Raw genomic sequence first — 26,893 nt, 5'->3', positions numbered from 1 at the left:
TCGCACGGCCAGGGCAGCTCCCGGCACGTGTGTCCTCGCGGCCGACGCGGTCCAGCCGCACGCCCTGGAGCGGTCGCGAGTTCGCGGCCCGAACCAACGCCGTACCGGTCCGACTTCCGCGATCAGGTGGACCGCTCGATGTCGCGAGCCGGTAGGGCGTCACGCAATTCGCGTCGAGAGCTGATCCCCAGCTTGCCGAAGACCTTGCGCAGGTGCCATTCGACTGTGCGGGCGCTGATGTAGAGCTCGTTGCCGATTTCCTGGTTGGTTCGGCCGTCGCGCGCCATCTGGGCTATCTGTTGTTCCTGCGGGGTCAAGTCGTTGAGTGTGTCGGCGGTCCGTTTGCGGACCTTCTCGCCGGTGGCGAGCAATTCGTGCCGAGTGCGTTCGGCGAATCCATCGGCTCCCATGGCGACGAACTCTTCGAACGCCGCTTTCAGCTGGTGGCGGGCATCGCCGCGTCGGTGTTCGCGCCGCAGCCACTCGCCGAACAGCAGTCGTGACCGAGCCAGCTCGAACCGCAGGCGCGTGTGACCGAGCCGCTCGACCGCCTCGGTATAACACCGCTCGGCCGTCTCGCCGACGCTGACCAGGGCTTGCGAGCGCGCCAACAGACCTGCCGCCCAATCCGATTCGGGAACCGCCGCATAGGCGATCAGCCTGTCCACGGTCGCCGTCGCCGTGTCGATATCGCCGCTGCGCACGGCGGCCTCGACCAGGTCCGGCAGTGCCTGGGCGGTGAAGGGGCCGAGGTCACCCGTGGCCGCGTGGACCGCGGCCTCGAATGCCAGGTCGTAGTGGCCGAGGCCGAGGTGGAGCAACGCGGTGGCCCGCTGGGTGATCTGCACTCCCAGCCCTTCACCGCGAGCCGTGGACTCGGCGCGCACAGCGGCGATGAGCGGTGCGGCTTCGGCGGCGTGTCCCTGGTAGGCCAGGAGGAAGAGATCGCCGTATGAGGCTCTGAGCGTTCCGGTGACCTCCTTGACCCTTTGCTCCTCGAGGCCGAGGTCGCGCGCGTCGTCCACGTCGCCGCGCCACAACGCGACAACTCGATGTGCGTTGAGCGCGTTGGCAAGCGGCGCGAGTGCGCCGGCCTCGCGCGCCAACGCCACGTGCCGGCTGGTCGCCGAATCCCACGCCTCGAAATCCCAGAGCGAGAGAGCCGCGTTCGCGACCAACACTCCGCGGCGCAAGAAGACCTCGGTCGGAGTGGTGTCATCGAGGAAACTCGTCACGGCCTCCCTCAGCACGGGTGCCGCGGTGGCCGTTCCGGCAGTGATCAGCGTCGCCAGCCCGAGGGCCAGCGCGTCGCCCGCGCCGGGGATTGTCGGCGTCGGCGCGGAGCGAGCGGATTGCGAGACCGATGCCAGGTCGCCGCTCGAATACGCCAGGCTCCCCGCGACCAAAGCCGCGCCCCACGCATCCAGATAGGTGTCGCAGGCCAGCCTGGGATCGAGGGACTCGAGCCGCCGAGCCGCGTGCACGAGCGCCACCGGAGCATCGGCGCCGGACCTTGCGGCGCGTCCGGTCAGACCTCGCATCAGATCCGCGCGGGCGCGCTGCAGATCGTCGACCGCATCCGCCTCGGCTTCGGCGACCAGACCCAGCGCCGCGTCGTAACGGCCGGCGTCGAGATTGGCCTGCGCAGCCTCGAGGGTTCGCTCGGTGCGTTGTCGCGCGTCAGCGGTGAGCGCCGCGGCCCGCTCCAGGAACGATGCGGCCGCGGCGACTCCTCCTCGTGCCCGGGCCCGCGCGGCCGCCTCGTACAGCGCGGTCGCGACCTGTTCATCGGGACCGATGGTGGCGGCGCCGAGGTGCCACACCCGGCGTTCGGGCTCGGTCTCGGCATCGAGCGAAGCCGCCAGCGCCGCGTTCACCGCGCGACGCTCGTCAGGCGTCCCAGCGGCGTAGGCGGCACCGCGCACCAGCGGGTGGCTGAACCGCACCTGTCCTCCGACCTCGAACAGCCGTTCCTCGATGGCGGGCTCCGCGGAGGTGCGCTCGAGGCCCATCGACTGTGCAGCCCGCCAGAGTAGGGCGGCGTCTCCGGTGGGTTCCGCGGCGGCGAGCAGCAGTAGCAGGCGGGTCGGGTCGGGCAGCGCCCGGATGCGACGCACGTAGTGGTCGTGGAGACTGCCGGCTGTCATCGCGGGAAACGCGAATCCGCCCATCAGCTCGGCCTTTCCGCGCTGGGCCAATTCCAGCAGTGCCAGGGGGTTCCCGTCGGTCTCGGTGACGATCCGGTCGCGGACCCGGCGGTCGAGCTTGCCCGGCAGGGTCGCGCTCAGGAGCGCGACCGCGTCATCGTGGCCGAGGCCGGAGACGGCCAGTGCCGGGATGCCCGCGAGCAGGTGCTCACCGGCGGGCTCGCGGACCGCGAAGACCATCACCACCGACTCGGCTGCCAATCGCCGTGCGACGAAACCGAGAACCTGGATCGATGCTTCATCGAGCCACTGTGCGTCGTCGATCGAGCACACGACCGGTCGGTCGGCCGCCGCTTCCGCCAGCAGGCCGAGGACCGCCAGTCCGACGACGAACTTGTCGGGCCTATCGCCGGCGACGTGCCCGAAGGCCACCTGGAGAGCCCGCTGCTGTGGTTCGGGGAGGCCGGGAATCAGGTCGAACATAGGTGAGCACAGCTGATGGAGCGCCGCGAACGGCAGCTCCAGCTCGGACTCCACTCCGGTCACCGCCGCGATTCGACACCCCGTCGCCCGATCGGCGAGGTACTCCAGCAGCGTCGTCTTGCCGATTCCGGCTTCCCCCCGCAGGACGAGCGCACCGCTCTCCCCGTGTCGAACGCGGTGCAGCAGGTTGTCGAGGCGTTCGCGTTCCTCGGTGCGTCCGCGAAGGGCGGTGGTCTGCGCGGCCATTACCCCACACTAGGCCACCGTCGTCGCGTTACACGGCTGCTATTCGACTGGGCCGGTGAGGAACTCGTCGAGCGTCGCGAACGGGCTCGGGTTGGTCATCTCCGTACCTCGGTTCGGGCCTCGATCGCGGACACGGAGTTCTTGAACGCCTTGGTCAGCACGCTCCTGCCGACGGTGGCGAGCACGGCTCCGAGGAACCAGCCGCGGGAGTTCTTGCCCTCGCGCACCACGACGTAGTCGATGTCGGTGGTGCCGTCGGGAAGCGGGGTCAGGTTGTAGGTGTGTCCGGAGTGGTGGCCCCACACGTTGGAGTCGGTGGTGGTCAGCACGATGTGGTTCGGGTCGGTCCAGTCGTACTGGAGCCTCTCCCAGACTCCGCCGGATCCTTCGGTGACGTCCGCGTGCTGGTCGTCTCGAGCGAGCACCTGCAGGTACGCGCCTTCGCTGTTGCCGAACAGTTCCGAGCGGTTCGGGCCGAAGTCGGTGAGGGCCGCGACGAACTGCTCGGGCGTCACCTGGGCGTTCGCGTGCATATGGATGGTGGTCATCGGTTTCTTCTCTCTGGTGGATGGTGTGAATGACGTTGCGGAAGTGCGCTACTCGGGCAACTGATCGCCGTGGGCTTCGGCGGCCATGTAGGCCGCGTACCACTTCGGCCACTCGGCGTCGTACTGGCCGCCGTGGCGGGCCTCGTGCTCGCCGTGAGCGGCCGCCGCGCGCACGAGCGCGTCGACCAGGTCGCTGGTGGTGGCGTAGGACGTCTCGGTGGCCTCGACACGGCCCGGGATCCTGGTGGCTACCTCTTGCAGCAGGAAGGTGTTGCCGTCCGGGTCGCGGAAGGTCGCGAACGATCCGTAGCTCGCGTGCTCGTCGGCGGCGCCCGCCACGCGTTCGTCGCCGGACAGGGCCTGGAACTGCGCACCGGGTGCGCCGGGGTGGAAGATCTCGCTGATGTCGGCGCCCTGGGCCGCGAGCGCGTCGCGTGCCTGCTGGATATCGGAGACGACCAGGTAGATGCCTTCCGTCGTGCCCGGCTTCGCGGTGGTGATGCTGGTGCCGAACTGGATCGAGGTCGGCGAGCCCGGGGGCGTGAACTGCACGACCCGGAAGCCGTTGTCGAATTCGAAGTCGGCGTCGAGGCGCCAGCCCAGACCGTCGTAGAACTTCTTCGACCGGTCCACGTCGGCGACCGGGATGACGACCGCCTCGAGCTTCAGCGCGGGAATCCCTGTGGATGTCATGGCCTGCTCCTCGTTTCCTCTAGCAGCGGTTTTGCTTTCCTATCCGAGAGTGCGCTTCGTAAGACGTCGTCGAACCAGTGCTGAACCCTGGTCGACACCCAGGGCGAGTCCCTGGTTCCGCACCGAGTCGGCGCGCCAGGAGGCATCTCTCCCCGACCAGCTCCGTCTACCTCGCGGTATCGAAATGGAATCCCCGGGCTTCGAAGCGACCAGGGTGTTTCACGGGCGCGAACACTCCGGGTGCGGAGGGATGGTGGTGATGGAGGCGGCCAAGCCCCGCGGACACCAACCGACAGGCGTGCCGCGGGAGATAAGCAGCCGACTGCCTGGTCACCGAACCACACCATCGACTCGAAGGAATGGAATCGCTGATGGACACTTATCGCGCTTTCGAGGTGACATCCTCACGGAATTTCGCACTGGTCGAACGGGAGGTCCGCGATCCGCTGCCCGGTCAGGTACGGATCCGGGTCGAAGCCTGCGGGGTCTGCCATTCGGATGTGGTCGCCGTCGAGGGCATGCGCGCCGACCCACTCGTTCCGGTTGTGCCGGGCCATGAGATCGTCGGCGTGATCGACGCCGTGGGCGTCGGGGTGACGGCCTGGACGCCGGGAACCCGGGTCGGCGTCGGCTTCCTCAACGGGCACTGCGGTGAGTGTGAACAGTGCCGCCGCGGTGATTTCGTCAACTGCGCGAACCAACCGGCCACCGGCACCACCGTCGACGGCGGCTACGCCGAGGTCGCGTATGCGCGGGCCAGCGGTCTGGTTCGGATTCCCGAGGCCGCGGACCCGCTCGAGGTGGCCCCGCTGCTGTGCGCGGGGATCACGATGTACAGCGCGCTGCTGTCCAGCGGTGCCCGCCCCGGGAGCCTGGTGGCGGTGCAGGGCATCGGCGGTCTCGGCCATCTCGGCGTGCAGTACGCGAAGGCGCTGGGCTACCGAGTGGCCGCCATCGCGCGAGGCCCCGAAAAGGCCGCGCTGGCAGCCGAACTCGGCGCGGACGAGTACATCGACAGCACCGCCGGCGATCCCGCCGCCGCCCTGCAGCGGGTCGGCGGCGCGACCGCGATCCTGGCCACCGCGCCCAGCGGCGCATCGATGTCCCCGCTCATCGGCGGGCTGGCTCCCCGCGGGGAGCTGCTTGTCGTCGGTGCGGCCGCCGATCCGCTCGAAATCGGTACCAGCAGCCTGATTTTCGGTACCCGCGCCGTCCGTGGCACCCTCACCGGCAGTGCCATCGACAACGAGGACAGCCTGCGGTTCGCCCACCAGCGTGGGATCCGTAGCTACAACGAGATCGTGCCGTTGTCCGAAGCGCCCAAGGCGTATGAGCGCATGCTCTCGGGCCGGGCCCGCTTCCGCATCGTTCTCGACACCCGGAACTGACCTGCCTGTTCACTGACACGCCCGCACCACCTCGTGGACGGTGCACGCACATGGCGGAGGGGCGGGCCATCCGTTCGGCCGGGATGGGCATGACCTGCATAGGCTCGCGCTACACGTACAACGTGTCCTGACGAGCGTGGCCACTATTTGATCTGGGTCCCGGCCCATTCGGCCCAATCTCGGCGCATCGCGGTCAATCTGCGGTCATACTCGAGAACCATCGATCGGTAGTCTGGGCAGACTTCCTCGTAATCTTCGCTGGGTTCTTCTGGTTCCCGCTGACCTTCATTGGACATCTGGATCACGTCGGCAAAATAGGCCCGTGCCTGGTCGGAGTCCACGACGTCCAGAAAGAACGCCCGCAACAGAATGTTGTTGCGAACCTCATCTCGTGGACAAGCGTGAGCGTCGGGAGCGCGCGAACTTCGAGCCAGAAGGAGGAAGGCTTCCCATGACGGAAATGAAACCGATCATCTCCACCGTGTCCGACACCGCACGGTGGGTCGCGGTATATCGAGCGATCGAGTCGGAGCGCCCGGACGCACTGTTCCACGATCCACTGGCAGGCATGCTCGCAGGTAGGGTCGGGCCCGTGATCGCGGCGGAGACGACCCGCGTGATGGGCGATCACGGCTGGCCGATCGTCGCCCGTACCAAGTTGATCGACGACATGATCGGATCGGCGATCGACGGCGGTTGCGACCGGGTGATCAACCTGGCGGCAGGCTTGGACACCAGACCCTACCGACTCGATCTGCCGGCAGACCTGACCTGGATCGAGGCTGATCTGCCTGCGCTGTTGGAGGAGAAGAAGCGGGCGCTCGACTGGTACCGGCCGAGATGTCGACTCATCAGGCGCGCCGTCGACCTCTCTGATTCGGTATCGCGGCGGGCGTTCTTGAACGACGCCCTGGCCGGGGCCTCGCGCACATTCGTGATCACCGAAGGGTTGGTCATGTATCTGCAGCCCGACGAGGTCCGGCAGCTGGCAGTCGACCTCCGGCGCGAGGAGATCGCCTGGTGGGTGGTCGACATCGTGTCAGTCGTGATTGCCGAGCGGTTGGAGCGTAGTGGGAACGGCCTGTTGAAGAACGCGCCCTTCACCTTCACGCCGGCGAACGGCGTCGCGTTCTTCGAGGACGAAGGATGGGAAGTGCTCGAAATAGAGTCGATACTGCAGGCGGCGAGCCGATTTCGGCGGGTGTCTCCGATGTATCGATTCTTTTCCCGTCTGCCGCAACCGAATCCACGCAAGCCGGGCACCGTTATCCCGTGGAGCGGCGTACTCCGTTTGACCCACTGAGCCCGCCCGCTACTGCGGTCCCCTCCACTGTGCGATCTCGCACTGGTTCGGGGATCATGCCGTCCTTCTGAGCCGGTCCCGCAATCACCCTGCTGCGCGTGCGGCGCGCCGAGACAGAGCGGCGAAGGCGTCACGCAGTGAGTCCGGGCCGATGACCTCGATCTCGGTGTCGAAACGCGCCAGCGTCGCGGCGAGTGCGGCCCAGGACCAGGAACCGGTCAGCAGTCTGGTCCTGGCGGGACCGAGTTCCTCGACGATTCCGTCGCCGGCGAACGCGGCCACCTGTGCGGCGGGGAGATCGAGGACCACCTCACCGCGACAAGGCCAGACGTTCGTACTGCCGGAGCCTTTGAACCGAGCGGACAAGAACGCGGCGACATCGCCACCCGGCACTTGCCGGGGGCTGAAGCGCGGCCCGTTGGGGACGCGCAGCACCATCCGATCGGCACGATAGATCCGCCAATCCTCGCGCTCGGGATCCCATCCGATCAAATACCAGCGTCCACCCCGGGCCACGAGGTGATGAGGCTGCACCCGCCGCGCCGGCCGCAACCCGAGGCCATCCGGCTCGGCCGTCGACCGGTAGTCGAACCGCACCTCCTCCGCGGATCGGACAGCGCCGCTGAGCGCGAGCAGAATGGCGGTGTCGACCTGGGGATCGGCACCGCGACCGGCCGATTCGACCACGGTCACGTCGAGGGCGTCGACACGCTGCCGCAGGCGGGCCGGCAGCACCTGCCGCACAGTCGCCAAAGCGCGCGCGGCGGCCTCCTCGATACCCGCACCCGTCCCGACCGCGATCCGCAACGCCACCGCGAGTGCGACCGCCTGTTCATCGTCGAACAGCAGCGGGGGCAGCTCGCTACCCGCCTCGAGCCGATAACCGCCCTCGGGTCCCTTGACCGCCCGGACCGGGTAACCGAGCTCGCGCAGCCGATCGATGTCGCGGCGAACCGTGCGTTCGCTGACAGCCAGCCGCTCCGCGAGCAGTGGTCCCGGCCAGTCACGGCGGACCTGCAGCAACGACAGCAGCGAGAGCAGGCGGTGAGAGGTGACCTTCGAAGACGCGGTTGGCATGCTCACCAGGCTGCCAGAAATAGCGGACGTTCCCTGTCCGGTACTGCTGTCAGGGTGGCGTTGTCGCCGGAACCGTCCGGCGGCGAGACCACCTCCGAAGGGACGCGATCACGATGTCGGTACACGCTGTCGCCCATTTGAACTTCCACGGTCAGGCCCGTGCGGCCCTGGTGTTCTACCAGTCGGTGTTCGGCGGGCAGACCACCATCGCCACCTACGGCGACTTCGGGATGCCCGCCGAATCGCCCGACGCCGCCAAGGTGGTGTTCGGCCAGGTCATCGCCGACAACGGGTTCCGGGTCATGGCCTACGACGTGCCCGGGACGGACGCACCGGTCGCCCAGGGCGCGCCCACCACCCGCCGCGAGAACGGCACCACCCTCACCGCGGAACCGTTCTTCCTCTCCGTCCGCGGCGACACGGTCGAGGAGGTCGGCGCGCTGTGGGAACGTCTCGCGGACGGGGCAAGCGTCATCGAGGAATTCGGCCCGGCGCCGTGGGCACCCGGGTTCGGGATGCTGCGCGATCGCTTCGGCATCACCTGGATCCTCGACGTCGCAGCCGAGTACGGCGGAGCCTGACGCCATTTCCCGGGGAGCGACCGATCCGGTCGCGCCCCGGGGTGCCGCTCCTGTGAAAATCCGGATAGCCAGCGGCGCAGGCGGTTTCGGGTGCTCCATGATCGCGTGCACCGCGTGTTGTCAACGCCATCGACCGATGCCCGAAAGATTCTCGCATGCTTCGGAATCCGCAAGTAGCCTGTCGCGGTCCAACAGGCAATAGGCAATAGGCAATCAGAAACCGAAAATGCAGTACGACAAGTTCTTCTGGCGGCATGGGGAGGCATCGAGAATCGGGGCCGATGGACAGCGTACAAGAGCAGATCTCACTCACCGGGTGCTGGGACGGCGTGGGCCAACCTCCGGGACACGGTTGCTACCCACGTCGCAGGGAAGACGGGGGACAAGAGCTGGGCGAGTGCGCAATTGGGACATCCGAGTGGTGCGAGGTTTAGATCCGGGCACTTCAATGACCAGGCTTGATCGGTTCCTGCGTCGGTGGACAAAGGTGCATGACAGCGGAATCCGTGTCCTGCCTGAGCCATCCAAACTGAAACATCAGTACGTCAACGGTAGGGTTACGAGCTGGAATCCGAGGGTTATCGGATTCGGATGTAGCTCTATTAGGAGATCGATGAAGTACACAAAGTTCGTGGCTACCGCATTCGTCGCCGCGGCCGCGACCGGCATTGCCGCGGGCACCGGATACGCCGTTCCGCTCGACCAGGCTCCGGTGGTGGAGCAGGCCGCGTCGCCGCTGCACGGCACCCAGCAGGGTGTCGGCTATGACGTCGTGGTGAGCGATGCCAACGACATCGTCACCAAGGTGACCGGCGGGCAGTTCAGCCTGGACGCCACCGGGCAGACGGTGTTCCTGAAGAACCAGGCCGGGGACGTCGTCACCCAGGTGCCGCTGACCGGCACGCTGGCGGGCAAGCAGTACGGGCTGACCGCGGCCATCGACACCACCGGTACCCAGCTGACGCTGACCTCGGTGTCGGCGCCGCTGGCCACCGCCAAGGACATCGACTCGCAAGGTGACTTCTTCGGGCAGCTGCAGCACGCGGCGCTGGGCGGGATCATCGGCGGGATCCTGGGTGCGTTCCTGTTCGGGATCGGCGCCATCCCGGGCGCGATCATCGGGTTGCTGGTCGTGGGCGGGCAGCCGCTGATCGACTCCGGGTCGGCCTACTTCAGCGGGCAGCCCTGAAAACGTTGATCCTCGGCGGCACCCGGGAAGCCCGGGAACTCGCCGACATCGCGTCCGGCGAGCGGGGATTCGAGATCGTGTCCTCGCTCGCCGGGCGGGTGCGCGCGCCCGTCCTGCCGGTCGGCGAGGTGCGGGTGGGCGGATTCGGGGGTGTCGAGGGGCTGCGGGAGTGGCTGTCCGGCAACGGCATCGAGGCCGTGGTGGACGCCACCCATCCGTTCGCGGGCGGGATCACCGCCAATGCGGCGGTCGCGGCGGCGGCGCTCGGACTGCCCGTGCTGCATGTGCGGCGGCCGGGCTGGATCGAGCGGTGCGGGGACCGGTGGGTGCGGGTGCCGGATCTGGAGTTGGCGGCGGAAGCCGCCGCGGCGCTGGGTAAACGGGTGTTTCTGACCATCGGCCGCCAGGGGGTGGCCGCCTTCGAGCACTCCGACGAGTGGTTCCTGATCCGGGCGATCGACCCGCCCGAGGGTGCGGTGCCCGCGCGGCACGAATTATTGCTCGCCCGTGGGCCTTTCAGCGTCGAGGACGAGATCGCACTGCTCGTCGAACGGCGCATCGACGTCCTGGTGACCAAGGACAGCGGGGGCGCGCTCACCGAGGCCAAGCTGACCGCTGCCCGGGAACTGGGCCTGGCGGTCGTGATGATCGACCGGCCGCCGCTGCCCGAAGGCGCGCGGCAGGTGGAAACCGTTGCGGCCGCGTGGGATTGGCTGCGCGCCCGGCGCGACGAAGCGTAGCGGTATCGGCCGGGCGCGGATCCGGTCAGGACAGGCGGCTGGTGCGGTCCAACAGCTCCGGCAGGCGGTCGAACCATTCCAGGACGGCCCGTTCGTAGCGGATGCCGAAATCCAGTGTGGCCCGCTCGTAGGGCGACATCCGCTGCTCGTCCTGGCCGGACAGGTAGCCCGAGAGCCGCTGTTCGTGGACGGTGCGGCCGGCGGCCACAATGCGTTCCAAGCGGGCGGCGTCCACGAACTCCCCGAACGACAGGGTCAGCAGCAGCGGCACCCGGATGGTCTCCGCGCCCGGATCGCGGGCGATCCATTCGGCGAAGGCCTCCCGGCCGGCCTCGGTGATCCGGTACGGCGTGCGGTCGCGGGCGCCCGACGCGCCCTTCTCGACCAGGCCGAGGCCGTGCATGGTGGCCAGCTCGCGGTACACCTGGCTCTGGGTGATGGTCCAGAAGTCGCCGATGCGGTCCTGGGCCAGCGCCACCAGATCCCACCCGGACATCTCGCCCTGGTGCAGGAATCCGAGTAGGGACGCGGCCGTCGAGTTGAGCGGGCGTCGAGCGTGATCTTCTGGCACCGGCACTCCTTCCACAGCCTACGTTCTACATAGGAATATTACGGGGCCGGGCGTTCAGGCCTCGTAGCGACGCGACGTGAACACGCGCGGACCGCCGGCCGCCTCGAACACCGTGGTCGTGGACGCGCCCACGATCAGCAGCGTGCGCATGTCCACGACGGCGGGATCCAGCTCGCCCAGTGTCACCACCCGCACCGACTCGGTCGGGCCGCCCACATCGCGGCCGATCACCACCGGCGTCTCGGGTTTGCGGTGCTCGAGCACCAGATCCCGCATGGCCGCCACCTGCCAGGTGCGCTGCGACGACGCCGGGTTGTAGACGGCGAACGCCATATCCGCGGAAGCCACCGCCGAAATCCGTTGCGCCACCGTCTCCCACGGCTTGAGGCGATCCGAGAGCGAGATCATGGCGAAATCGTGGCCCAGCGGCGCGCCCAGCCGGCTCGCCACCGCGCTCGCGGCGGTCACCCCGGGCAGCACCCGCACCGGCACCTCGCGCCACTGCGGATCCGCCGACTCCTCGATCACCGCGGCCGCCATGGCGAACACGCCGGGATCCCCGGACGACACCACCACGACCTTCGCGCCCTGCTTGGCCATGTCCAAAGCCATTCCGGCGCGCTCGGATTCGACGCGATTGTCACTGGCGTGGCGTCGCTGACCCGGTCGGACGGGCACGCGGTTCACGTAGGTCGTGTAGCCGACGATGTCGGTCGCCTCGGCCAGCGCGCGCGACACCTCCGGCGTGGTCCAGGCCTCGTCGCCCGGCCCCAGCCCGATGACGACCACTTCGCCGATCGACGCGGGAGCTGCTTCGGCGGGAACCGTGCTCGACGCGCCGGTGGAAGTCGCTTCCGCCACAACCGATTCCGAGCCGTCCCGCACGGCGGATTCGGTCAGGGTGATGCGCGTCTGCGGGGTGGGGCCCGGAACCACCGTGATCGCGAAGTACGGGACGCTCGACTCGTCGACGTCGGCGGCGCGCAGCACGCGCTGCCGGTCGGAGCTGGCGCGCTCGACGTAGTAGGCGTCGTCGAGGCGACCGGAGTCGGCGAGGGCGCGGCGCACACCGGGGTAGGTGCGGCCGAGCTTCATGATCGCGGCGGCGTCGGTCTCGCGCAGCCGGCGGGTCAGCTCCTCGGGCGGCAGCGTGCCCGGCAGCACGGTGAGGACCTGCTTCTCCTCCACCAGCGGGGTGCCCAGGGCCGCGGAGGCGGCGCTGACCGAGGTGACGCCGGGGATGATCTCGGTGTCGAACCGGTCGGCCAGGCGGCGGTGCATGTGCTGGAACGAGCTGTAGAACAGCGGGTCACCGGCGGCGAGCAGCGCGACGGTGCGGCCCGCCGCGAGGTGCTCGGCCAGACGGGCGGCGGCGGACTCGTAGAACTCGTCGATCGCGCCCTGATAGCCGCCGGGGTGGTCGGTGGTCTCGGTGGTCACCGGGTAGATCAGGTGCTCCTCGAGCTGGCCTTCGCGCATGTAGGGGGCGGCGATGGCGCGCGAGATGCTGCGCCCGTGCCGGGCGCTGTGGAAGGCGATGACGTCGGCCTCGCCGATCACCCGGGCGGCCTTGACCGTCACCAGTTCCGGATCGCCGGGTCCGAGCCCGACACCCCAGAGCTTGCTCATTCTTGTTCGCTCGCAATCGCATTGAGGGCGGCGGCGGTGATGGCGCTGCCGCCGCGCCGGCCCCGCACGGTCAGGAATTCGACGCCGCCGTATTCGGCCAGCGCCTCCTTGGATTCCGCGGCCCCGATGAACCCGACCGGGATGCCGAGCACCGCGGCGGGGCGGGGCGCGCCCGCGTCGATCATGTCGAGCAGGTGGAACAGCGCGGTCGGCGCATTGCCGATGGCCACCACCGCACCGTCGAGGCGGTCGCTCCAGAGTTCCAGGGCCGCAGCCGATCTGGTGTTGTCCATGCGCGCGGCCAGGTCCGGGACGCGCGGGTCGTCGAGCAGGCACAGCACGTCGTTGTCGGCGGGCAGCCGCTTGCGGGTGACACCGGAGGCGACCATCTTGGCGTCGCACAGGATCGGCGCGCCCGACCGCAGGGCGGCCCGGGCCTTGGCCACCACATCGGTGCTGAATTCCACGTCGCCCGCCAGATCCACCTGCCCGCAGGCGTGGATCATGCGCACCACCACCTGTGACACGTCCGCCGGGAACCGGGCCAGATCGGCCTCGGCCCGGATGGTCGCGAACGAGCGCCGATAGATCTCGGCCCCGTCTTTGAGGTAGCTGGCACGCACGTCGGACATGCGCTCCACCATAGATTTCGCCGCCGGAGCGGCGCTGAGCGGGTAGTGCGCCCGGCCACAGTGGACGGTCTCTCGTGCGCGCGGCCGGTGCTTTCCGGCTGGCCGGGTCAGGTGCGGGGGCGTTCGAGCAGGCGGGACATGACGATATTGCTGCGGGTGCGCCCGACGCGGGCGTTCTCGCGGATGCGTTCGACGGTGGCCTCGATCTCGGCCATGTCGGTGGCCATCACGTGGACCAGCGCGTCGGCCTCGCCCGCGATCGTCCACACACCGACGACCTGGGGAATCGGTTCGAGCCCGCGGCGCAGCTCGGCGGGGGAGATGTTGTCGCGGTAGAAGACCTCGACGTACGCCTCGGTGCGCCAGCCCAGGGCGGCCGGGTTCACGACGGCGGTGAAGCCGGTGATCTGGCCCGCGGCGACCAGCTTGTCGACGCGGCGTTTGACCGCGGGGGCGGACAGGCCGATGACCGCGCCGATGTCCTGGAACGAGGCGCGCGCGTTCTTCAGCAGGTGGGCCAGGATCCGGCGATCGAGATCGTCCACGGTCACTCCCTTCGCGGGATGCGGGCGCGTCCGGCGCAATGATGCACACGCATCGTTCAGGCGCAATGAATCGCTGCTCGAGGGGTGATCAACGCAACGATTCGCTATTCCTGACACAACGGTACGCCACTTACCTTCGTGTCAGACCCGTCCGCGCCGCTTCCGAGGGAGTCCCGTTGACGTCCGTAGCCACGCTGCCGGCCCGCGATCCCGCCGCCCGCCGGCCCGTGCCCCGCCGCTACCTCATGTGCCGCCCCGACCACTTCGACGTCACCTATGCCATCAACCCGTGGATGGACACCGCCGACCCGGTCAACCGGACCCGCGCCCTGGCCCAGTGGGAGGCGCTGCGCGTCGCCTACGAGGGGCGCGGACACCGAGTCGACGTCATCGAACCGGTCGCGGGGCTGCCGGACATGGTGTTCGCCGCCAACGGGGGACTGGCCATCGGGGAGCGGGCGCTCTCGGCTCGCTTCGCCAATCCCGAACGCGCGCAGGAAGGTCCGGCCTACCACGGCTGGATGGCCGCCCAATGCTTCACGAGCGTGGCCCGCGCCCGCGAAACCAACGAGGGCGAAGGCGATTTCGCCATCGCGCCGGACCGCATCCTCGCCGGGACCGGGTTCCGCAGCGCCCGCGGCGCGCACCAGGAGGTGGCGGAGTACTTCGGATTGCCGGTCGTCTCACTGGATCTGGTGGATCCGCGCTTCTACCACCTCGACACCGCGCTCATGGTCCTCGACGACACCATCGCCTACTACCCGGCCGCCTTCAGCGGACCCAGCGCGCGACTGCTCGCGAGCCTGTACCCCGACGCGATCATCGCCACCGAGGCCGACGCGAATGTGCTGGGCCTCAACGGCGTCTGCGACGGCTACCACGTGTTCCTCAGCGACAAGGCCGTCGACCTGGCCGCGCAATTGCGGGCGCGCGGCTACGAACCGGTCGGGATCGACCTGTCGGAGCTGCTCAAATCCGGCGGCAGCGTCAAGTGCTGCACCATGGAATGGCACTCGGTCAGAACGGCAGTCGCGTCCGGAACGGACTGACCTGCGGATCGTGCAGCGGATGGGCGAGGATCAGGAAGCGCAGCAGCATGATCGCGCCGCTGATCTGCAATGCCGCCAACGGGATCTCGCCGATGATCGCCGTGCCCAGTGACAGCCAGAAATCGCCGGCGTCCGCTGTGACGATGTCGAACCAGGCGTCCACCATCAGCAGGATTCCGGTGCCGAACGCCGGGAGCAGCAACACCACGCGCCGCTTCCAGCCCAGGTAGGCGGTGGTCGCCATCATCAACACCAGCACGATGTCGAACCCGATCCAGGCCAGTGGCCAGTTGCGGGCGTGATACTCCGCCGGCAGCGAGAACCCCAGGTACACGATCCACGGAATCAGCCCCAGACAGCCGCCCACCATGAGCGCCAGCCGCACCCGCCGATGCAGCCGCACCACCTCCGGACGCGGCAGCACCCGCTCCGGCGGCGGCTGCAACCGCCGGATCAGTTCGCGACGCTCCTCATCGGACATCGCCAGGATCTCCTGATCGCTGAGCTTCGCGATGGTCATGGCCGCCTCCAGCATCCGATGGTCGTCGCAGCGCGGATAACCCACTGTGCACCAGCAACCACGCCGCGTGCACCCCGCACCTGTCACCGGCCGGTCGGGCCGGTCGCGTGCCGGCCGGCGGGGGAATCGAGTAGTCCGGTACCCGTGCCCGGGCGTCCGGTATCGGTGACCATTCGACAATGTCCGACAACATGTACGGCGGCGCGTCGGTGCAGGTGTACCCGAAAGATGCCACGTTGACCTACCCGCACGCGTGCGTGAGCGGCTTCCTCGACTACGTCGCGAAGTTCAACGGCATCAACTTCCACGCCAAGGACGATGATGTCCGGGAATGGCGGTACGACCAGGAGTACGACAACTGGCAGGACAGCCTCGGCATGGACTCGGTGCGGGTGTTCTACCACTACGCCCACAGCACCACCACGAGCAATGGCGTGTATCTGACCTCGATGGGCCGCACCTGGGACAACACCATCTACGCCGAATCCGACCGGATGGGATTCGGCGATCAGCGCCTGCGCTACCTGTTCCTGCACGGCTGCGAATCGCTGCGCACCAACTTCGGACACAGCCCCTACCGCACCTGGCACACGCCGAACCGGGGCGCGCGGATGCTGTTCGGATTCGACAGCCTCACCTTCGACACCGATCAGCAGGGGACACGGTTCTTCAAGGAATGGAACGCCGGCAAATCGTTCAGCCAGGCGTGGCAGGACGCGGCGCTGTCGATCTTCCACAACAACCACCGGGTGTCGTCGGCGGCCTGCGGCGCCACCGACCGTGAGGCGCAGGACCGGCTCTGGAACGAGCGGTTGTTCTACGGCGGCGCGGTGTCCGACGAGTGGTACTGGTGGCGCTGGGCGGGTCAGTTCCCCCTCGAAGTCGACCTGAGCATTCCCCTTCCGCGCCAACCGATGTCACTGCGCCTGGCCCGCCGAAACGCTGACGCCGACACGGTGTCCGCGCTGGGTGAACGGCACGGGTTGCGGGGCGTACTCGCCGAGCCCGCATCCCCGGTCACCGAGGAGTCTTGTGCGCGAGCCGAATTCGAACCCCGGCTGGTCATGCATCCCGACGGCAGCTACCAGGCGTTCTACGCCGAGCCGGACCGCAGCGTCAACGGCCGCACGCCAGAGGAGATTCGCGACCTCGCCGACCGGGCGCTGCGAGACCTGGACCTCGGCCATGACCTCGCCTTGGCCGGAATGTCGGCCACCTTCCACGCGGGCGCGAGCCGCGACGGCGATAGCGTCGCGGCCGCGGTGGCCGACTACACCCTGCATTACCGCCAGCTCTACGACGGCGTCCCGGCCGTCGCGGGCGGCGACGGTCAGCTCACCCTGACCCTCGACCCGACCGGCCGGCTCTGCTCGATCTCCGACACCACCGTCCCGATCCTGGGAGCCGAGCAGGCCCACCCGCCCACCACGGACGACCCCGATGCCTGCACGGCGCTGACCGAGGCGACCGCCGCCCGCGCCGAATGTCTCGGCGGCCGTGCCCGTCTCGCGGTCGTCCCCGACTCCCGCGAGATCGGCTACCGCTACGACCGTGACGGCGCGGCTCTGGTCGCCCGCCAGACGATCGAGATCACCGGTGGTCGCTTCCGGATCCGCGACATCGTCGAGGTCACTGTCTGAAGGGCGCGCAGAGCGCCGATCGCACCGGTTCGGCGGGATCGGCTAGCCGGCGGGGATGACGCGGTAGCCGTCGGTGGTGGCGATGACGTCGGTGACCGCGCCCTTCGGGCGGCCACAGCGGCGGTCGCAGCCGGACCAGTGCTGGCGGCCGGCGACCACGACGTCGGCGGCGTCGAGACCCTCGCGGGCGAATTCCGGTGCGTCCGTGGGGAGGACGCGGCCGGAGTCGACGGCCTCGGCGACGTCGGCGCGGACGTCGGTGAGGGACTTGGCGCAGCCAGGCATGCCGGCGCAGGCGCTGACCTGGAGCCACGGGGAGGCGGTGTCGAAGATCAGGCCCATGGGGGCCAGGACTCGGACCACCTGTTCGGCGGGCCATTCGTCGAGGTCGGCGAGGATCAGGCTGCGCCACGGGGTGACGATGATCGGGCATTCGACGGCGGCGAGGAATTCGGCGGTGCGGGCGGGGAGGGAGCCGAGGCGCACGCCCGCGCCGAGGGCCACCCGGCCGTCGGACTGGGTCATCCAGCCGATCGGAATGTCTTGGGGGCCGGGCGTTTCCAGGAGGTCGCCGGAGACGTCGAGGTCCGGGTGAGCGGTGCGGAGGCGGTCGGTCAGGCGGGCCGCGCCGTCGGGGATCTCGTGCAGACGCCAGTGGCCATCGCGCAGGTCGAGGAAGCCGTCGGCGGCGGCGAGCATGAGGTCGACCGCCGCGTCGGCGCGGAGACGGAGGCCGGAGTCCTTGCCCGCCAACAGGAGTGCGTAGGTGTGCTCGTCGAGCGCGTGCACGCCGATGTCGCCGCCCAGGCCGCTGACATCGCCGCGGCCGTCGTCGAGGGTGAACAGGACCCGGCCGGGCAGGTCCGCGTAGCGCGGCTGTGCGCGCAGCCCTTCGTCGAGAGCGGGGACCAGGGGATGCACATCGGTCCAGCCGCCGACGCGTCCCGACAGCGGCGAGGCGATGATGTTGCGCACCCGCTCATGGGTGGCGCTGGGCAGCAGTCCCGCCTCGGTGAGCCGTTCGGTGAGCGCGGCCGCGTCGCGGACCTGCCGGAACTGGATGTTCCCGCGCGAGGTGAGCTCGATGTTCCCGTCCCCGAGGTCGGTGGCCGCGGTCGCGAGGGCCTGGAGCTGGGTGGGGGAGAGGAGTCCGCCGGGCACCCGGATACGGGCGAGGGGACCGTCGGCTGCTTCGTGCAGGCGCAGCACGCCCGGGCAGGAGTCGGGATCGGTTCGCGTCATGACGCCACCCAGCGTACGGAGGATGCCGAGACCGGGCACGGCCGCCCGGGGTCGGGTTCGCCTCCACGTCTATCTACATTTGGAGATATTGCAATCTAACTATGTGTCCCCGGCATGGCAGGACCGAAAGCAAAGAAAAGAAAAGACTCCGGGACGGGGGAGTCCCGGAGTCCGGTTGCCGGATCGGTCGATTCGCCGGGCGGTTCAGCCCGCGCGGTGCGGTTCGATGGCCGCCGGCGCCCCGCGGCGGCGGGCGAAGGCGGGTGTGGTTTCCCAGGTGTCGTTGAGCAGGCTGGGAACGTTGTGGTGGTCGGCGTGGTCGCGGTGCACGGTGGTGCTCATGACCGTGAGACCGAACAGGATGGTCGACGCGCAGATGATCCCGGCGACGAGCGCCCACTGCGAATGACCGGAGCCGGCGGCCGTGAGAGCCATGGCCAGCGTTGCGAAGGCAACCAGTACGCAAAAGTATCCCGACCAGGCAGCAAAGCGGTTCCGCCTGACCCATCCTGGAGTGAGTGGCATACCGGCAGCGTACGCGCCGACCAGTCGGTTCCCCAGGGATGTGAGCCAGCCTTGGCCGCACTGTGATCGGCGCCCGCACGCGGCGACGCGGGCGCGATATCGGGCTCGCGTCGGCGGCGCGATAGCATCGGCGAGCTCGTCGAACGGAAGAAAGCCGGTGCAATTCCGGTGCGGTCGCGCCACTGTGACAGTCAGACCTTCCCGGCGAGCGCCGAACCGTGCTGGGCGCGTCACCCTAGGAAGGCCGAGACCCTTGATCCTGTTGCTGTCCACCTCCGATACCGATCTGTTGAGCGCGCGCGCCAGCGGCGCCGCCTACCGGCTGGCCAATCCGGCCCGGCTGCTGCCGGAGGATCTGCCGGTCCTGCTGAACGGTGTGTCGCTGGTGATCGTGCGCGTGCTGGGCGGTAAGCGGGCCTGGGAGGAGGGCCTCGAGACGGTGCGCGCCAGCGGAATTCCGGTGGTCGCCCTCGGTGGTGAGATCGCGCCCGACGCCGAGCTGATGGAGTGCTCGACCGTGCCCGGCGGTGTCGCCGCCGACGCCCACAACTACCTGGCCGCGGGCGGCCCGCGAAACCTGCTGCAGCTGCACAACTTCCTGTCCGACACGGTGCTGCTCACCGGCGAGGGGTTCGAGCCGCCGGTGGAGATGCCGAGCTGGGGCGAGCTGGAACGCCACGCCTGCCCCGTCCCGGACGACGCGCCGACCGTGGCCGTGGTCTACTACCGCGCCCAGCACCTGGCCGGGAACACCGCCTATATCGACGCGCTGTGCACCGCCATCGAGGCCAAGGGCGCTCGCGCGCTGCCCATCTACTGCGCCTCGCTGCGCACCGCGGAGCCGGAGCTGCTCGCCACGCTCGGCACCGCCGACGCGCTGGTGGTGACCGTGCTCGCGGCGGGCGGCACCAAGCCCGCCACCGCCTCGGCCGGCGGCGACGACGAGGCGTGGGACGTGGGCGCGCTCGCGGACCTGGATGTGCCGATCCTGCAGGGCCTGTGCCTGACCAGCGGCCGCGAGCAGTGGGAGGCCAATGACGACGGCCTGTCGCCGCTGGACGTGGCCACCCAGGTGGCGGTGCCGGAGTTCGACGGCCGCATCATCACGGTCCCGTTCTCGTTCAAGGAGTTCGACGCGGACGGGCTGTCGTCGTACGTGCCCGACGCCGAGCGTTCGGCTCGGGTGGCGGGTATCGCGGTGCGCTACGCGCGGCTGCGTCACATTCCGGCCGAGCGCAAGAAAGTCGCGATCGTGCTGTCGGCGTACCCGACCAAGCACGCCCGCATCGGCAATGCCGTCGGCCTGGACACCCCGGCCAGCGCCATCCGGCTGCTCAGCGAGATGCGCGAGGCCGGTTACGACCTCGGCGCGCCCGGCGAGATCCCCGGCCTGGAGGCCGCCGACGGTGACGCCCTGATCCACGCGCTCATCGCGGCGGGCGGGCAGGACCCGGACTGGCTGAGCCAGGAACAGCTGGAGGGCAACCCGATTCGCATCGGCGCCGACCTCTACACCAGCTGGTTCGAGACCCTGCCCGAGGACCTGCGCGAGGCGGTCGTCGAGGCGTGGGGCCCGCCGCCGGGCGAACTGTACGTGGACCGCTCCGCCGACCCGAAGGGCGAGATCGTCATCGCCGCCTTGCGTTTCGGCAATGTGGTGTTGATCGTGCAGCCGCCGCGCGGTTTCGGCGAGAACCCGGTCGCCATCTACCACGACCCGGATCTGCCGCCGAGCCACCACTATCTGGCCGCCTACCGCTGGCTGGCCGCCGCGGAGGGCTTCGCCGCCGACGCCGTGGTGCACCTGGGCAAGCACGGCAACCTCGAGTGGCTGCCCGGCAAGACCCTCGGCATGTCCGCCTCCTGCGGCACCGATGCCGCGCTCGGCGACCTGCCGCTGATCTACCCGTTCCTGGTCAACGACCCGGGCGAGGGCACGCAGGCCAAGCGCCGCGCCCACGCCACCCTGGTCGACCACCTGATTCCGCCCATGGCGCGCGCCGAGACCTACGGCGACATCTCGCGGCTCGAGCAGCTGCTCGACGAGCACGCCAATATCTCCGCGCTCGACCCGGCCAAGCTGCCGGCCATCCGCCAGCAGATCTGGACGCTCATGCGCGCGGCCAAGATGGACCACGACCTCGGGCTCACCGAACGCCCGGACGAAGAGGTCTTCGACGACATGCTGCTGCACGTCGACGGCTGGCTGTGCGAGATCAAGGACGTGCAGATCCGCGACGGCCTGCACGTGCTCGGCCAGGCCCCGGCGGGGGAGGCCGAGGTGGACCTGGTGCTGGCCATGCTGCGCGCCCGCCAGCTGTGGGGCGGCGAGGTCAATGTGCCGGGTCTGCGAGAGGCGCTGGGGCTCAGCGAATCCGGTGACGAGAAGCGCGACCGGGTGGACGCCTTCGAGCAGCTGGCGCGCGAACTGGTCTCGGGCATGCAGGAAGTCGACTGGGACGTCGACTCCATCGACGCGGTGACCGAGGGCGTGTTCGGCGGGGAGCTCGCCGCGGCCGCGGGCCTCACCGACGTCGCCGCGCGCCTGGACGAGACGCGCCGGGTGCTGGGCTTCGCCGCCGCCGAGGTGGTGCCGCGACTGCGGCAGACCGGTGTCGAGGTCGCCCGTATCCTGCACGCGCTGAATGGTGGTTTCATTCCGGCCGGACCGAGCGGTTCGCCGCTGCGTGGTCTGATCAACGTGCTGCCCACGGGCCGCAACTTCTACTCCGTCGACCCGAAGGCGGTGCCGTCGCGGCTGGCCTGGGAAACCGGTCAGGCCATGGCGGATTCGCTGCTGGCCCGCTACCTGGCCGACCACGGCGAGTACCCGCGGTCGGTGGGCCTGTCGGTGTGGGGCACCTCGGCCATGCGCACTTCCGGCGACGACATCGCCGAGGTGTTCGCGCTGCTGGGTGTGCGGCCGGTGTGGGACGAGGCCAGCCGCCGCGTCACCCGCCTGGAGGCCATCGAGCTCGAGGAGCTGGGCCGTCCGCGCATCGACGTGACCGTGCGGATCAGCGGCTTCTTCCGTGACGCGTTCCCGCACGTACTGGCGCTGCTCGACGACGCGGTGCGCCTGGCCGCCGGGCTCGACGAGCCCGCCGACCGGAACTACGTGCGCGCCCACGCTCAGGCCGACCTGGCCGAGCACGGCGACGAACGTCGCGCCACCACACGCATTTTCGGCTCCAAGCCCGGCACCTACGGGGCGGGCCTGCTGCAGCTCATCGACTCCAAGAGCTGGCGCACCGACGACGACCTGGCCCGCGTGTACACCGCGTGGGGCGGCTTCGCCTACGGCCGCGACCTCGACGGCGCGCCCGCCGCCGACGACATGCGGACCGCCTACAAGCGAATCGCGGTGGCGGCCAAGAACACCGACACCCGCGAACACGACATCGCCGACTCCGACGACTACTTCCAGTACCACGGCGGCATGGTGGCCGCGGTGCGCGCGTTCACCGGCTCGAACCCCGAGGCCTACATCGGCGACAGCACCCGCCCGGACGCGGTGCGCACCCGCACCCTGTCGGAGGAGACCACCCGGGTGTTCCGGGCGCGCGTGGTGAACCCGCGCTGGATCGAGGCCATGCGCCGGCACGGCTACAAGGGCGCGTTCGAGATGGCCGCCACCGTCGACTACCTGTTCGGCTACGACGCCACCACCAATGTGGTCGCCGACTGGATGTACGAAAAGCTGGCCGAGTCCTACGTTTTCGACGAGACCAACCGCAAGTTCATGGAGCAGTCGAATCCGTGGGCGCTGCACGGTATCGCGGAACGTTTGCTGGAGGCGGCGGAGCGGAAGCTGTGGGAGCAGCCCGACACCGCCACCCTGGACCGGCTGCGGCAGGTCTACCTGGAGACCGAAGGCGAACTGGAGTAGGCGATTTCGCGTACCCGGACCGGGGTGGCCCGCAGGACAGCAGCGGACAACCCCGGTACAGGGGGGGTTCCCACCGCCGGTTCGTAAGAGGAGTATGAGAACCGGACCCGGCGTCGGGCTCGGGGAAGCGGCGGGGCCTCCGGTGATATGCGAGTCATACTGCCGGACCGAATAATTCGAAGTGGGGAATCCCCGATTCACTGCGGTCCGCGTGCGTGCGTCCGAGTCGTAGATCACGACGTCCCATGATGGTACGGACGTTCACTCGGTGATGCGGTGAATCGGTCCCTCGACGTAGGGAACCATCATGAGAATCGCCAAGATCGCCGCTACCGCTCTGCTGTCCGTCGCCGCGCTGTGTGTGGCCACGGTGACCGCCCACGGCGAACCCGCTGTCGCGGCAACGGGAATCAGCGGGGCGGACCGGGGTGTCGACTACTCCGTCTCCCTGGCCCAGGACCGCAGCGCGGTCACCACCAAGCTGGCCTCGGGTCATTTCGAGCTCGCCGGCGGCGCGGTGAACATCATCGCGCCCTCGGGGGAGACCCTCGCGGCGCTGCCGCTGGTCTACCAGGCCGCCGACCGCACTGTCACCGTCGTCCCCGAGGTGAACGCCGACGCCACCGAATTGACGGTGCGCCCGGCGAATCCGGCCGATGTCGCCGCACCCAACGGTGATGTCGTGGCGTTGCAGAACGTGGCCAATGCCGGATCGGTCGTCGCCGGGGCGCTCATCGGCTGTGTGGTCGGGGCCGTGATCGGCGTCTTCTTCTTCGTGGTCGGCGCCGTGATCGGTTGCGGTGTCGGCGGTTTGATCGGCGCGATCATCGCGAACGACCAGCCCTGATCGCCTGATCCCGAAGCAAGTAGCGCGAAACCACGTCGCCGGACCGGTCGGTTCGGCGACGTGGCGTGAATGCGCTTATGCCGGAAGGATCTCGATGCCGATGGTGCCCGCATTGCCGCGGCGCAGCTTGCTTCCGGTGATGGTCAGCCAGCCCAGGATCCCGTACTTGCGCTTGATGAGATCGCGCACGCGGTCGCTGCCCGCGTCGTCGAGCACGGTCGCGCGCCCCTTCACGATCTCGCCGTGCGTCTTGCCGCGCACATCGCAGGGTTGCAGCGTCACGTCGGGATTGCGCCGGATGCGCTTGACCTTCCAGCTGTCGGTGACCGTCCACACGTAGAGGCGGCCGCCGTCGAGCGCGGCCCACAGCGGTGTCGCCACCGCGGTGCCGTCCTTCTTGTAGGTGGTCAGGTTGACGTAGCTCGCGGTGCCCACAGGCCCGAACGGGTTGTCCACGCCCGCAGCCTATCCGGTCTGGCCGCCGGACGCTCCCAGGCGCACGAGGTCGCGGGACGCGGAGAAATCGGCGACCAGGTCGGCGAAGGCCGCACCGTGGGTGAGCGGGAGATAGTGCCCGGATCGCGGCACAACCAGCAGCCGGGCGTCGGGGGCGGTGTGCAGGAAGCGCTGTTCGCCGATCCGGAAGTGGTCGTGGCCGCCGTTGATCAGGCGCACCGGACCGGGATACTCGGCCAGCGCGGCGAGCGGATCGAAGGCGATGAGGGCGGCCATCACATCGGGAATGGCCTCGGTCGCGATGCCTCCGCGCGCGATGTCGGCGGCGACCCGGGGTGGCAGGACCTGGTCGAAGACCCGCTCGCTGAAGGCTTTTCCGCCGTCGGCGCGGGTGGTCAGGGCGCGGTGCATGAGCAGGAACGGTGTCGCGAGGGCCCGGTTGGGAGTCACGCTCGCGCCTGCGACGACCAGTCCTGCCACTCGCTCCGGGTGCGCCGCGGTGGCCGCGATCGAGACCTGGCCCCCCAGCGAATGGCCAACGACCACCGCCTCGCCGCCGAGGTGATCGATCCCCGCGCGCACAGCGTCGATCGCGCCCGGCAGGGTGAATCGTTCGCCGCGGCGGCTGCCGTGTCCGGGCAGGTCGATGGCCAGCACCGGGTGCCGCGGGGCGAGGTGTTCGCTGACCTGCCCCCAGCAGGCGGAACTCAATCGAATGCCGTGCACCAGCAGGATCGGTGTCGTCGTCATGGCGTCCTCCCGACTCGAATGCAACGCTACGTTGCGTTGCAATCGCACCACGGTTCGGTTCGCAACGCAACGTTGTGTTGTATTTTGGTGGGGTGACGACACCGGAACGGCGAAGCGCGGGCGCGCCGCGGCAGGCGGCCGCGATCTTCGCCGCGACCCTGGAACTGCTGGCGGACAAGGGATATGACGGCCTCACCATGGAGGCGGTGGCCGCGCGATCCGGGGTGAACAAGACCACGCTCTACCGGTGGTGGCCCGCCAAGGACGCGCTGCTGGCCGCGGCGCTCACCGACTCCGATCTGCTGAGCTTCCCGATGCCGGACACCGGCAGCCTGCGCGGCGACCTGCTGGACCTGGCGCGGGCCATCGCCGGACTGCTCACCGACCCCTCGACCGCGCCCGTGGCGACAGCGGTGCTGGCCGCCGCGCCCCGGCGGCCGCAGCTCGCGGCGGTCGGATCCGCGTTCTTCGCCGAACGCCTCGGCCGCGAGCAGCCGGTGTTCGAGCGGGCGGTGTCGCGCGGCGAACTCGACCCCGGCTGCGATCCCGCGGCCATCATGGATCTGCTGGCCGGGGCCATCTGGTTCCGGCTGCTGCTGCGCGGACAGCCGCTGACACCCGAATATCTCTCCGGCGCGGTCGATCTCGTGGTGGACGGGCTGCCCGGGGCGGGCTGACCGGGCGCGACGCCGGGCCATAGGCGCGTGCTCGCCCCGATCCGTACGTTGGGTTCCGACGACCCGAACAGCACGAGGAGGCGCACGATGGCGGCAGTTTCGGTTCCCATGCTCTGGGGTGGCGAGCTACCCGAGACGCTGGATTTCTACCGGACACTGGGATACACCGTCACCTACGAGATGACCCGGCCCTACACCTACGGAATCGTCGAACGCGATGGCTTCCAGCTGCATTTCGGGCCCACACCGAAGGATCTGTCCGCGGAAGGAGCCCATGTGGGCTGTCTGGTGCTCGTGGACGAGGTCGAGCCGTGGCACGCGGAATTCAAGGCCGCGCTGCGTGCCCGCTACGGCAAGGTGCCCGCGCGCGGCGCCCCGCGCATCACCCGATTCCGCACCGGACAGACCCGTTTCACGGTCGTGGACCCGGTCGGCAATACCGTCATCTACATCCAGCGCGACGAACCCGACCCCGAATACGGCGGCTCGACACAGCTCGACGGCCTGGCCCGGGTGCTCGACAACGCGCGCATCTTCCGGGATTCGAAGAACGACGACGCCACCGCGGTCCGCGTCCTCGAAACCGGCCTGCGCCGCCACGCCGACACCGCACCACTGGTCGACCGAACCCGGGCCCTGGCGATGCTCGCCGAAATCGCCGCTGTCGCAGGCGAAGCCGAGCGGGTGGCCGAATTGCTGGCTGAGATCGAGGGATTGGGACTGTCCGACGCCGATCGTGCGGCGGTGGCGGGAGACCTGGACGCGATAGCCGCCGCCGGGGAGTGATCAGGCGGGGCGGGTGCCGACTATCCGCAGGGCCACGGCCGCGTAATCGGCGCCGATCTCGTCGGGGGTGCGGCGGTAGTCGCCGTGGTACCAGCGGGAGGTGTCCACACACAGCGACATGAGCGCCAAGGTCGCGGCGTGGGTGTCGGCGACGTCGAACACGCCCTCGCCGACCCCGCGGGCCACCAGGTCGCGGACCAGGCGGTGGATGGCGAGCTGGAGGTCGGTGACCTCGGTGCGATGCTCGGGGGTGAGGTCGGTGAGGTGGTGCAGGACCACCCGGACCGAGGCGGCGTGCTCGGCATGCCAGACCGTCAGGTCGCGCACCACGGCGGCGAGCCGGTCGGCCACGGTGCCCGCACCGGCGGCCGCGGTGGTGGCGACCTGTTCGGTCAGCCGCATCGACGACAACGAGATGCGGTAGAGGACTTCCTCTTTGGAACCGAAGTGCACGTACAGCCCGGCCGGGCTCAGACCCGCGCGGGCGGCGATGTCACGGGTGGTGGTGGCGTGGAACCCGCGTTCGGCGAAGGCGTCGATGGCGGCCAGGAAGATGCGGCGCTGGCCCTCGGGGAAGCGGCGCTGGGTGAGCTCCTGATGCGCGACCGCGGCGGTGCCGCGCGCATCACCTGCCGCTCGGTCGTCGATACCCATCGAACGAGTATCGCCCAGAGCGTGTTTCGACCGCTCACCGGCCGGGGGACAACCGTGTGATCTCCCGGCGCCGGCGCTGCCGGCTC

The 26,893-nt window shown here is 69.4% G+C and carries 26 protein-coding genes and 1 riboswitch; of the genes, 11 read left to right on the top strand and 15 right to left on the bottom strand.

From position 1 onward, the window contains the following. Positions 1 to 122: 122 nt before the first annotated feature. The 3 genes from ACWEOI_RS13345 to ACWEOI_RS13335 form a co-directional block, all read right to left on the bottom strand. The gene (locus ACWEOI_RS13345) at positions 123 to 2,876 is read right to left on the bottom strand and encodes an ATP-binding protein (protein ID WP_452359756.1); all 2,754 of its coding nucleotides are present in this window, start codon (positions 2,874 to 2,876) and stop codon (positions 123 to 125) included. Between the two features lie 95 nt (positions 2,877 to 2,971). After that, a complete protein-coding gene (locus tag ACWEOI_RS13340) occupies positions 2,972 to 3,424 on the bottom strand; it encodes a hypothetical protein (protein WP_433665958.1) in 453 nt (150 codons plus the stop codon). Positions 3,425 to 3,472: 48 nt separating this feature from the next. After that, positions 3,473 to 4,117: a VOC family protein gene (locus tag ACWEOI_RS13335; RefSeq protein ID WP_452359755.1), complete on the bottom strand. Its 645-nt coding sequence runs from the start codon at positions 4,115 to 4,117 to the stop codon at positions 3,473 to 3,475. Positions 4,118 to 4,488: 371 nt separating this feature from the next. Here ACWEOI_RS13335 and ACWEOI_RS13330 point away from each other — a divergent pair, with 371 nt between their 5' ends. Continuing rightward, entirely contained in the window at positions 4,489 to 5,505 is a 1,017-nt protein-coding gene (locus ACWEOI_RS13330) for an alcohol dehydrogenase (protein WP_452359754.1), read from the top strand. Positions 5,506 to 5,648: 143 nt separating this feature from the next. On the opposite strand, the gene ACWEOI_RS13325 is transcribed toward ACWEOI_RS13330, so the two are convergent. Further along, positions 5,649 to 5,876: a hypothetical protein gene (locus tag ACWEOI_RS13325; protein ID WP_452360136.1), complete on the bottom strand. Its 228-nt coding sequence runs from the start codon at positions 5,874 to 5,876 to the stop codon at positions 5,649 to 5,651. Between the two features lie 80 nt (positions 5,877 to 5,956). On the opposite strand from ACWEOI_RS13325, the gene ACWEOI_RS13320 reads away from it, so the two are divergent. Then, the gene (locus ACWEOI_RS13320; RefSeq protein ID WP_452359753.1) at positions 5,957 to 6,808 is read left to right on the top strand and encodes a class I SAM-dependent methyltransferase; all 852 of its coding nucleotides are present in this window, start codon (positions 5,957 to 5,959) and stop codon (positions 6,806 to 6,808) included. Positions 6,809 to 6,892: 84 nt separating this feature from the next. On the opposite strand, the gene ACWEOI_RS13315 is transcribed toward ACWEOI_RS13320, so the two are convergent. Next, entirely contained in the window at positions 6,893 to 7,885 is a 993-nt protein-coding gene (locus tag ACWEOI_RS13315) for a helix-turn-helix transcriptional regulator (protein WP_452359752.1), read from the bottom strand. A gap of 113 nt (positions 7,886 to 7,998) precedes the next feature. Here ACWEOI_RS13315 and ACWEOI_RS13310 point away from each other — a divergent pair, with 113 nt between their 5' ends. The 3 genes from ACWEOI_RS13310 (at position 7,999) to ACWEOI_RS13300 (ending at position 10,395) form a co-directional block, all read left to right on the top strand. After that, the gene (locus ACWEOI_RS13310; RefSeq protein WP_452359751.1) at positions 7,999 to 8,466 is read left to right on the top strand and encodes a VOC family protein; all 468 of its coding nucleotides are present in this window, start codon (positions 7,999 to 8,001) and stop codon (positions 8,464 to 8,466) included. A gap of 631 nt (positions 8,467 to 9,097) precedes the next feature. Continuing rightward, positions 9,098 to 9,655, top strand: a complete 558-nt coding sequence (locus ACWEOI_RS13305) for a hypothetical protein (protein WP_452359750.1) — start codon at positions 9,098 to 9,100, stop codon at positions 9,653 to 9,655. After that, positions 9,652 to 10,395: a cobalt-precorrin-6A reductase gene (locus tag ACWEOI_RS13300; RefSeq protein WP_433673368.1), complete on the top strand. Its 744-nt coding sequence runs from the start codon at positions 9,652 to 9,654 to the stop codon at positions 10,393 to 10,395. The genes ACWEOI_RS13305 and ACWEOI_RS13300 overlap by 4 nt, the downstream gene beginning before the upstream one ends. Positions 10,396 to 10,420: 25 nt before the next feature. Here the strand turns inward: ACWEOI_RS13300 and ACWEOI_RS13295 are convergent, their stop codons facing one another. The 4 genes from ACWEOI_RS13295 to ACWEOI_RS13280 all read right to left on the bottom strand — a co-directional run bounded on the left by ACWEOI_RS13295 (position 10,421) and on the right by ACWEOI_RS13280 (position 13,772). Next, positions 10,421 to 10,966, bottom strand: coding sequence for a PadR family transcriptional regulator (locus ACWEOI_RS13295; protein WP_357085706.1), 546 nt, complete (start codon positions 10,964 to 10,966; stop codon positions 10,421 to 10,423). 54 nt (positions 10,967 to 11,020) lie between these two features. Beyond that, positions 11,021 to 12,595 carry a precorrin-3B C(17)-methyltransferase gene (gene cobJ, locus ACWEOI_RS13290; protein ID WP_452359749.1) on the bottom strand — a complete coding sequence of 525 codons (1,575 nt, stop codon included), beginning with the start codon at positions 12,593 to 12,595 and terminating at the stop codon, positions 11,021 to 11,023. Next, complete coding sequence (locus tag ACWEOI_RS13285) at positions 12,592 to 13,227, bottom strand: precorrin-8X methylmutase (protein ID WP_452359748.1); 636 nt, start codon at positions 13,225 to 13,227, stop codon at positions 12,592 to 12,594. The genes cobJ and ACWEOI_RS13285 overlap by 4 nt, the downstream gene beginning before the upstream one ends. 107 nt (positions 13,228 to 13,334) lie before the next feature. Continuing rightward, entirely contained in the window at positions 13,335 to 13,772 is a 438-nt protein-coding gene (locus tag ACWEOI_RS13280) for an Lrp/AsnC family transcriptional regulator (RefSeq protein ID WP_379274236.1), read from the bottom strand. 176 nt (positions 13,773 to 13,948) lie between these two features. Here ACWEOI_RS13280 and ddaH point away from each other — a divergent pair, with 176 nt between their 5' ends. Continuing rightward, positions 13,949 to 14,821: a dimethylargininase gene (gene ddaH / locus ACWEOI_RS13275; protein ID WP_452359747.1), complete on the top strand. Its 873-nt coding sequence runs from the start codon at positions 13,949 to 13,951 to the stop codon at positions 14,819 to 14,821. On the opposite strand, the gene ACWEOI_RS13270 is transcribed toward ddaH, so the two are convergent. Further along, positions 14,790 to 15,341 (bottom strand): hypothetical protein, encoded by a 552-nt coding sequence (locus ACWEOI_RS13270; protein WP_452359746.1) that lies wholly within the window; start codon positions 15,339 to 15,341, stop codon positions 14,790 to 14,792. The two genes, ddaH and ACWEOI_RS13270, sit on opposite strands and share 32 nt — an antisense overlap. 179 nt (positions 15,342 to 15,520) lie before the next feature. Between ACWEOI_RS13270 and ACWEOI_RS13265 the strand changes: the two genes are divergently transcribed. Beyond that, on the top strand, positions 15,521 to 16,981 hold the full coding sequence (locus ACWEOI_RS13265; RefSeq protein ID WP_452359745.1) for a DUF6345 domain-containing protein: 1,461 nt from the start codon (positions 15,521 to 15,523) through the stop codon (positions 16,979 to 16,981). 42 nt (positions 16,982 to 17,023) lie between these two features. Here ACWEOI_RS13265 and cobG read toward each other — a convergent pair whose 3' ends face one another. Together cobG and ACWEOI_RS13255 are read right to left on the bottom strand one after the other, a co-directional pair. Then, positions 17,024 to 18,223 carry a precorrin-3B synthase gene (gene cobG, locus ACWEOI_RS13260; protein WP_452359744.1) on the bottom strand — a complete coding sequence of 400 codons (1,200 nt, stop codon included), beginning with the start codon at positions 18,221 to 18,223 and terminating at the stop codon, positions 17,024 to 17,026. A 204-nt stretch (positions 18,224 to 18,427) separates the two neighbouring features. Continuing rightward, a complete protein-coding gene (locus tag ACWEOI_RS13255) occupies positions 18,428 to 18,658 on the bottom strand; it encodes a hypothetical protein (RefSeq protein WP_433665909.1) in 231 nt (76 codons plus the stop codon). 226 nt (positions 18,659 to 18,884) lie between these two features. After that, positions 18,885 to 18,956, top strand: a riboswitch (adenosylcobalamin-variant (AdoCbl-variant) riboswitch). A 45-nt stretch (positions 18,957 to 19,001) separates the two neighbouring features. Between ACWEOI_RS13255 and cobN the strand changes: the two genes are divergently transcribed. After that, positions 19,002 to 22,637, top strand: a complete 3,636-nt coding sequence (gene cobN, locus ACWEOI_RS13250; RefSeq protein ID WP_452359743.1) for a cobaltochelatase subunit CobN — start codon at positions 19,002 to 19,004, stop codon at positions 22,635 to 22,637. A gap of 307 nt (positions 22,638 to 22,944) precedes the next feature. After that, positions 22,945 to 23,484: a hypothetical protein gene (locus ACWEOI_RS13245; protein WP_452359742.1), complete on the top strand. Its 540-nt coding sequence runs from the start codon at positions 22,945 to 22,947 to the stop codon at positions 23,482 to 23,484. A 75-nt stretch (positions 23,485 to 23,559) separates the two neighbouring features. On the opposite strand, the gene ACWEOI_RS13240 is transcribed toward ACWEOI_RS13245, so the two are convergent. Both ACWEOI_RS13240 and ACWEOI_RS13235 read right to left on the bottom strand, forming a co-directional pair. Next, positions 23,560 to 23,940 (bottom strand): PPOX class F420-dependent oxidoreductase, encoded by a 381-nt coding sequence (locus ACWEOI_RS13240; protein WP_357085732.1) that lies wholly within the window; start codon positions 23,938 to 23,940, stop codon positions 23,560 to 23,562. 9 nt (positions 23,941 to 23,949) lie between these two features. Further along, positions 23,950 to 24,690 carry an alpha/beta fold hydrolase gene (locus tag ACWEOI_RS13235; protein ID WP_452359741.1) on the bottom strand — a complete coding sequence of 247 codons (741 nt, stop codon included), beginning with the start codon at positions 24,688 to 24,690 and terminating at the stop codon, positions 23,950 to 23,952. A gap of 92 nt (positions 24,691 to 24,782) precedes the next feature. Here ACWEOI_RS13235 and ACWEOI_RS13230 point away from each other — a divergent pair, with 92 nt between their 5' ends. After that, a complete protein-coding gene (locus tag ACWEOI_RS13230) occupies positions 24,783 to 25,367 on the top strand; it encodes a TetR/AcrR family transcriptional regulator (protein ID WP_452359740.1) in 585 nt (194 codons plus the stop codon). An 87-nt stretch (positions 25,368 to 25,454) separates the two neighbouring features. Further along, positions 25,455 to 26,153 (top strand): glyoxalase, encoded by a 699-nt coding sequence (locus ACWEOI_RS13225; RefSeq protein ID WP_452359739.1) that lies wholly within the window; start codon positions 25,455 to 25,457, stop codon positions 26,151 to 26,153. On the opposite strand, the gene ACWEOI_RS13220 is transcribed toward ACWEOI_RS13225, so the two are convergent. Beyond that, the gene (locus tag ACWEOI_RS13220; RefSeq protein ID WP_452359738.1) at positions 26,154 to 26,807 is read right to left on the bottom strand and encodes a TetR family transcriptional regulator; all 654 of its coding nucleotides are present in this window, start codon (positions 26,805 to 26,807) and stop codon (positions 26,154 to 26,156) included. It abuts the gene before it with no gap. Positions 26,808 to 26,893 lie beyond the last annotated feature (86 nt).

The organism is Nocardia sp. NPDC004340, from assembly GCF_053602575.1.
The sequence above is the reverse complement of the archived record's forward strand: the minus strand, read 5'-3'. Positions and strand labels throughout refer to the sequence as shown.

Coding starts and splice junctions, on each gene's coding strand:
- ACWEOI_RS13315 (WP_452359752.1), bottom strand. CDS start 7,885: ATGCCAACCGCGTCTTCGAAGGTCACCTCTCACCGCCTGCTCTCGCTG.
- ACWEOI_RS13265 (WP_452359745.1), top strand. CDS start 15,521: ATGTCCGACAACATGTACGGCGGCGCGTCGGTGCAGGTGTACCCGAAA.
- ACWEOI_RS13330 (WP_452359754.1), top strand. CDS start 4,489: ATGGACACTTATCGCGCTTTCGAGGTGACATCCTCACGGAATTTCGCA.
- ACWEOI_RS13255 (WP_433665909.1), bottom strand. CDS start 18,658: ATGGCTCTCACGGCCGCCGGCTCCGGTCATTCGCAGTGGGCGCTCGTC.
- ACWEOI_RS13235 (WP_452359741.1), bottom strand. CDS start 24,690: ATGACGACGACACCGATCCTGCTGGTGCACGGCATTCGATTGAGTTCC.
- ACWEOI_RS13310 (WP_452359751.1), top strand. CDS start 7,999: ATGTCGGTACACGCTGTCGCCCATTTGAACTTCCACGGTCAGGCCCGT.
- ACWEOI_RS13245 (WP_452359742.1), top strand. CDS start 22,945: ATGAGAATCGCCAAGATCGCCGCTACCGCTCTGCTGTCCGTCGCCGCG.
- ACWEOI_RS13335 (WP_452359755.1), bottom strand. CDS start 4,117: ATGACATCCACAGGGATTCCCGCGCTGAAGCTCGAGGCGGTCGTCATC.
- cobJ (WP_452359749.1), bottom strand. CDS start 12,595: ATGAGCAAGCTCTGGGGTGTCGGGCTCGGACCCGGCGATCCGGAACTG.
- ACWEOI_RS13285 (WP_452359748.1), bottom strand. CDS start 13,227: ATGTCCGACGTGCGTGCCAGCTACCTCAAAGACGGGGCCGAGATCTAT.
- cobG (WP_452359744.1), bottom strand. CDS start 18,223: ATGACGCGAACCGATCCCGACTCCTGCCCGGGCGTGCTGCGCCTGCAC.
- ACWEOI_RS13340 (WP_433665958.1), bottom strand. CDS start 3,424: ATGACCACCATCCATATGCACGCGAACGCCCAGGTGACGCCCGAGCAG.
- ACWEOI_RS13220 (WP_452359738.1), bottom strand. CDS start 26,807: ATGGGTATCGACGACCGAGCGGCAGGTGATGCGCGCGGCACCGCCGCG.
- ACWEOI_RS13345 (WP_452359756.1), bottom strand. CDS start 2,876: ATGGCCGCGCAGACCACCGCCCTTCGCGGACGCACCGAGGAACGCGAA.
- ACWEOI_RS13225 (WP_452359739.1), top strand. CDS start 25,455: ATGGCGGCAGTTTCGGTTCCCATGCTCTGGGGTGGCGAGCTACCCGAG.
- ACWEOI_RS13270 (WP_452359746.1), bottom strand. CDS start 15,341: ATGACCATCGCGAAGCTCAGCGATCAGGAGATCCTGGCGATGTCCGAT.
- ACWEOI_RS13320 (WP_452359753.1), top strand. CDS start 5,957: ATGACGGAAATGAAACCGATCATCTCCACCGTGTCCGACACCGCACGG.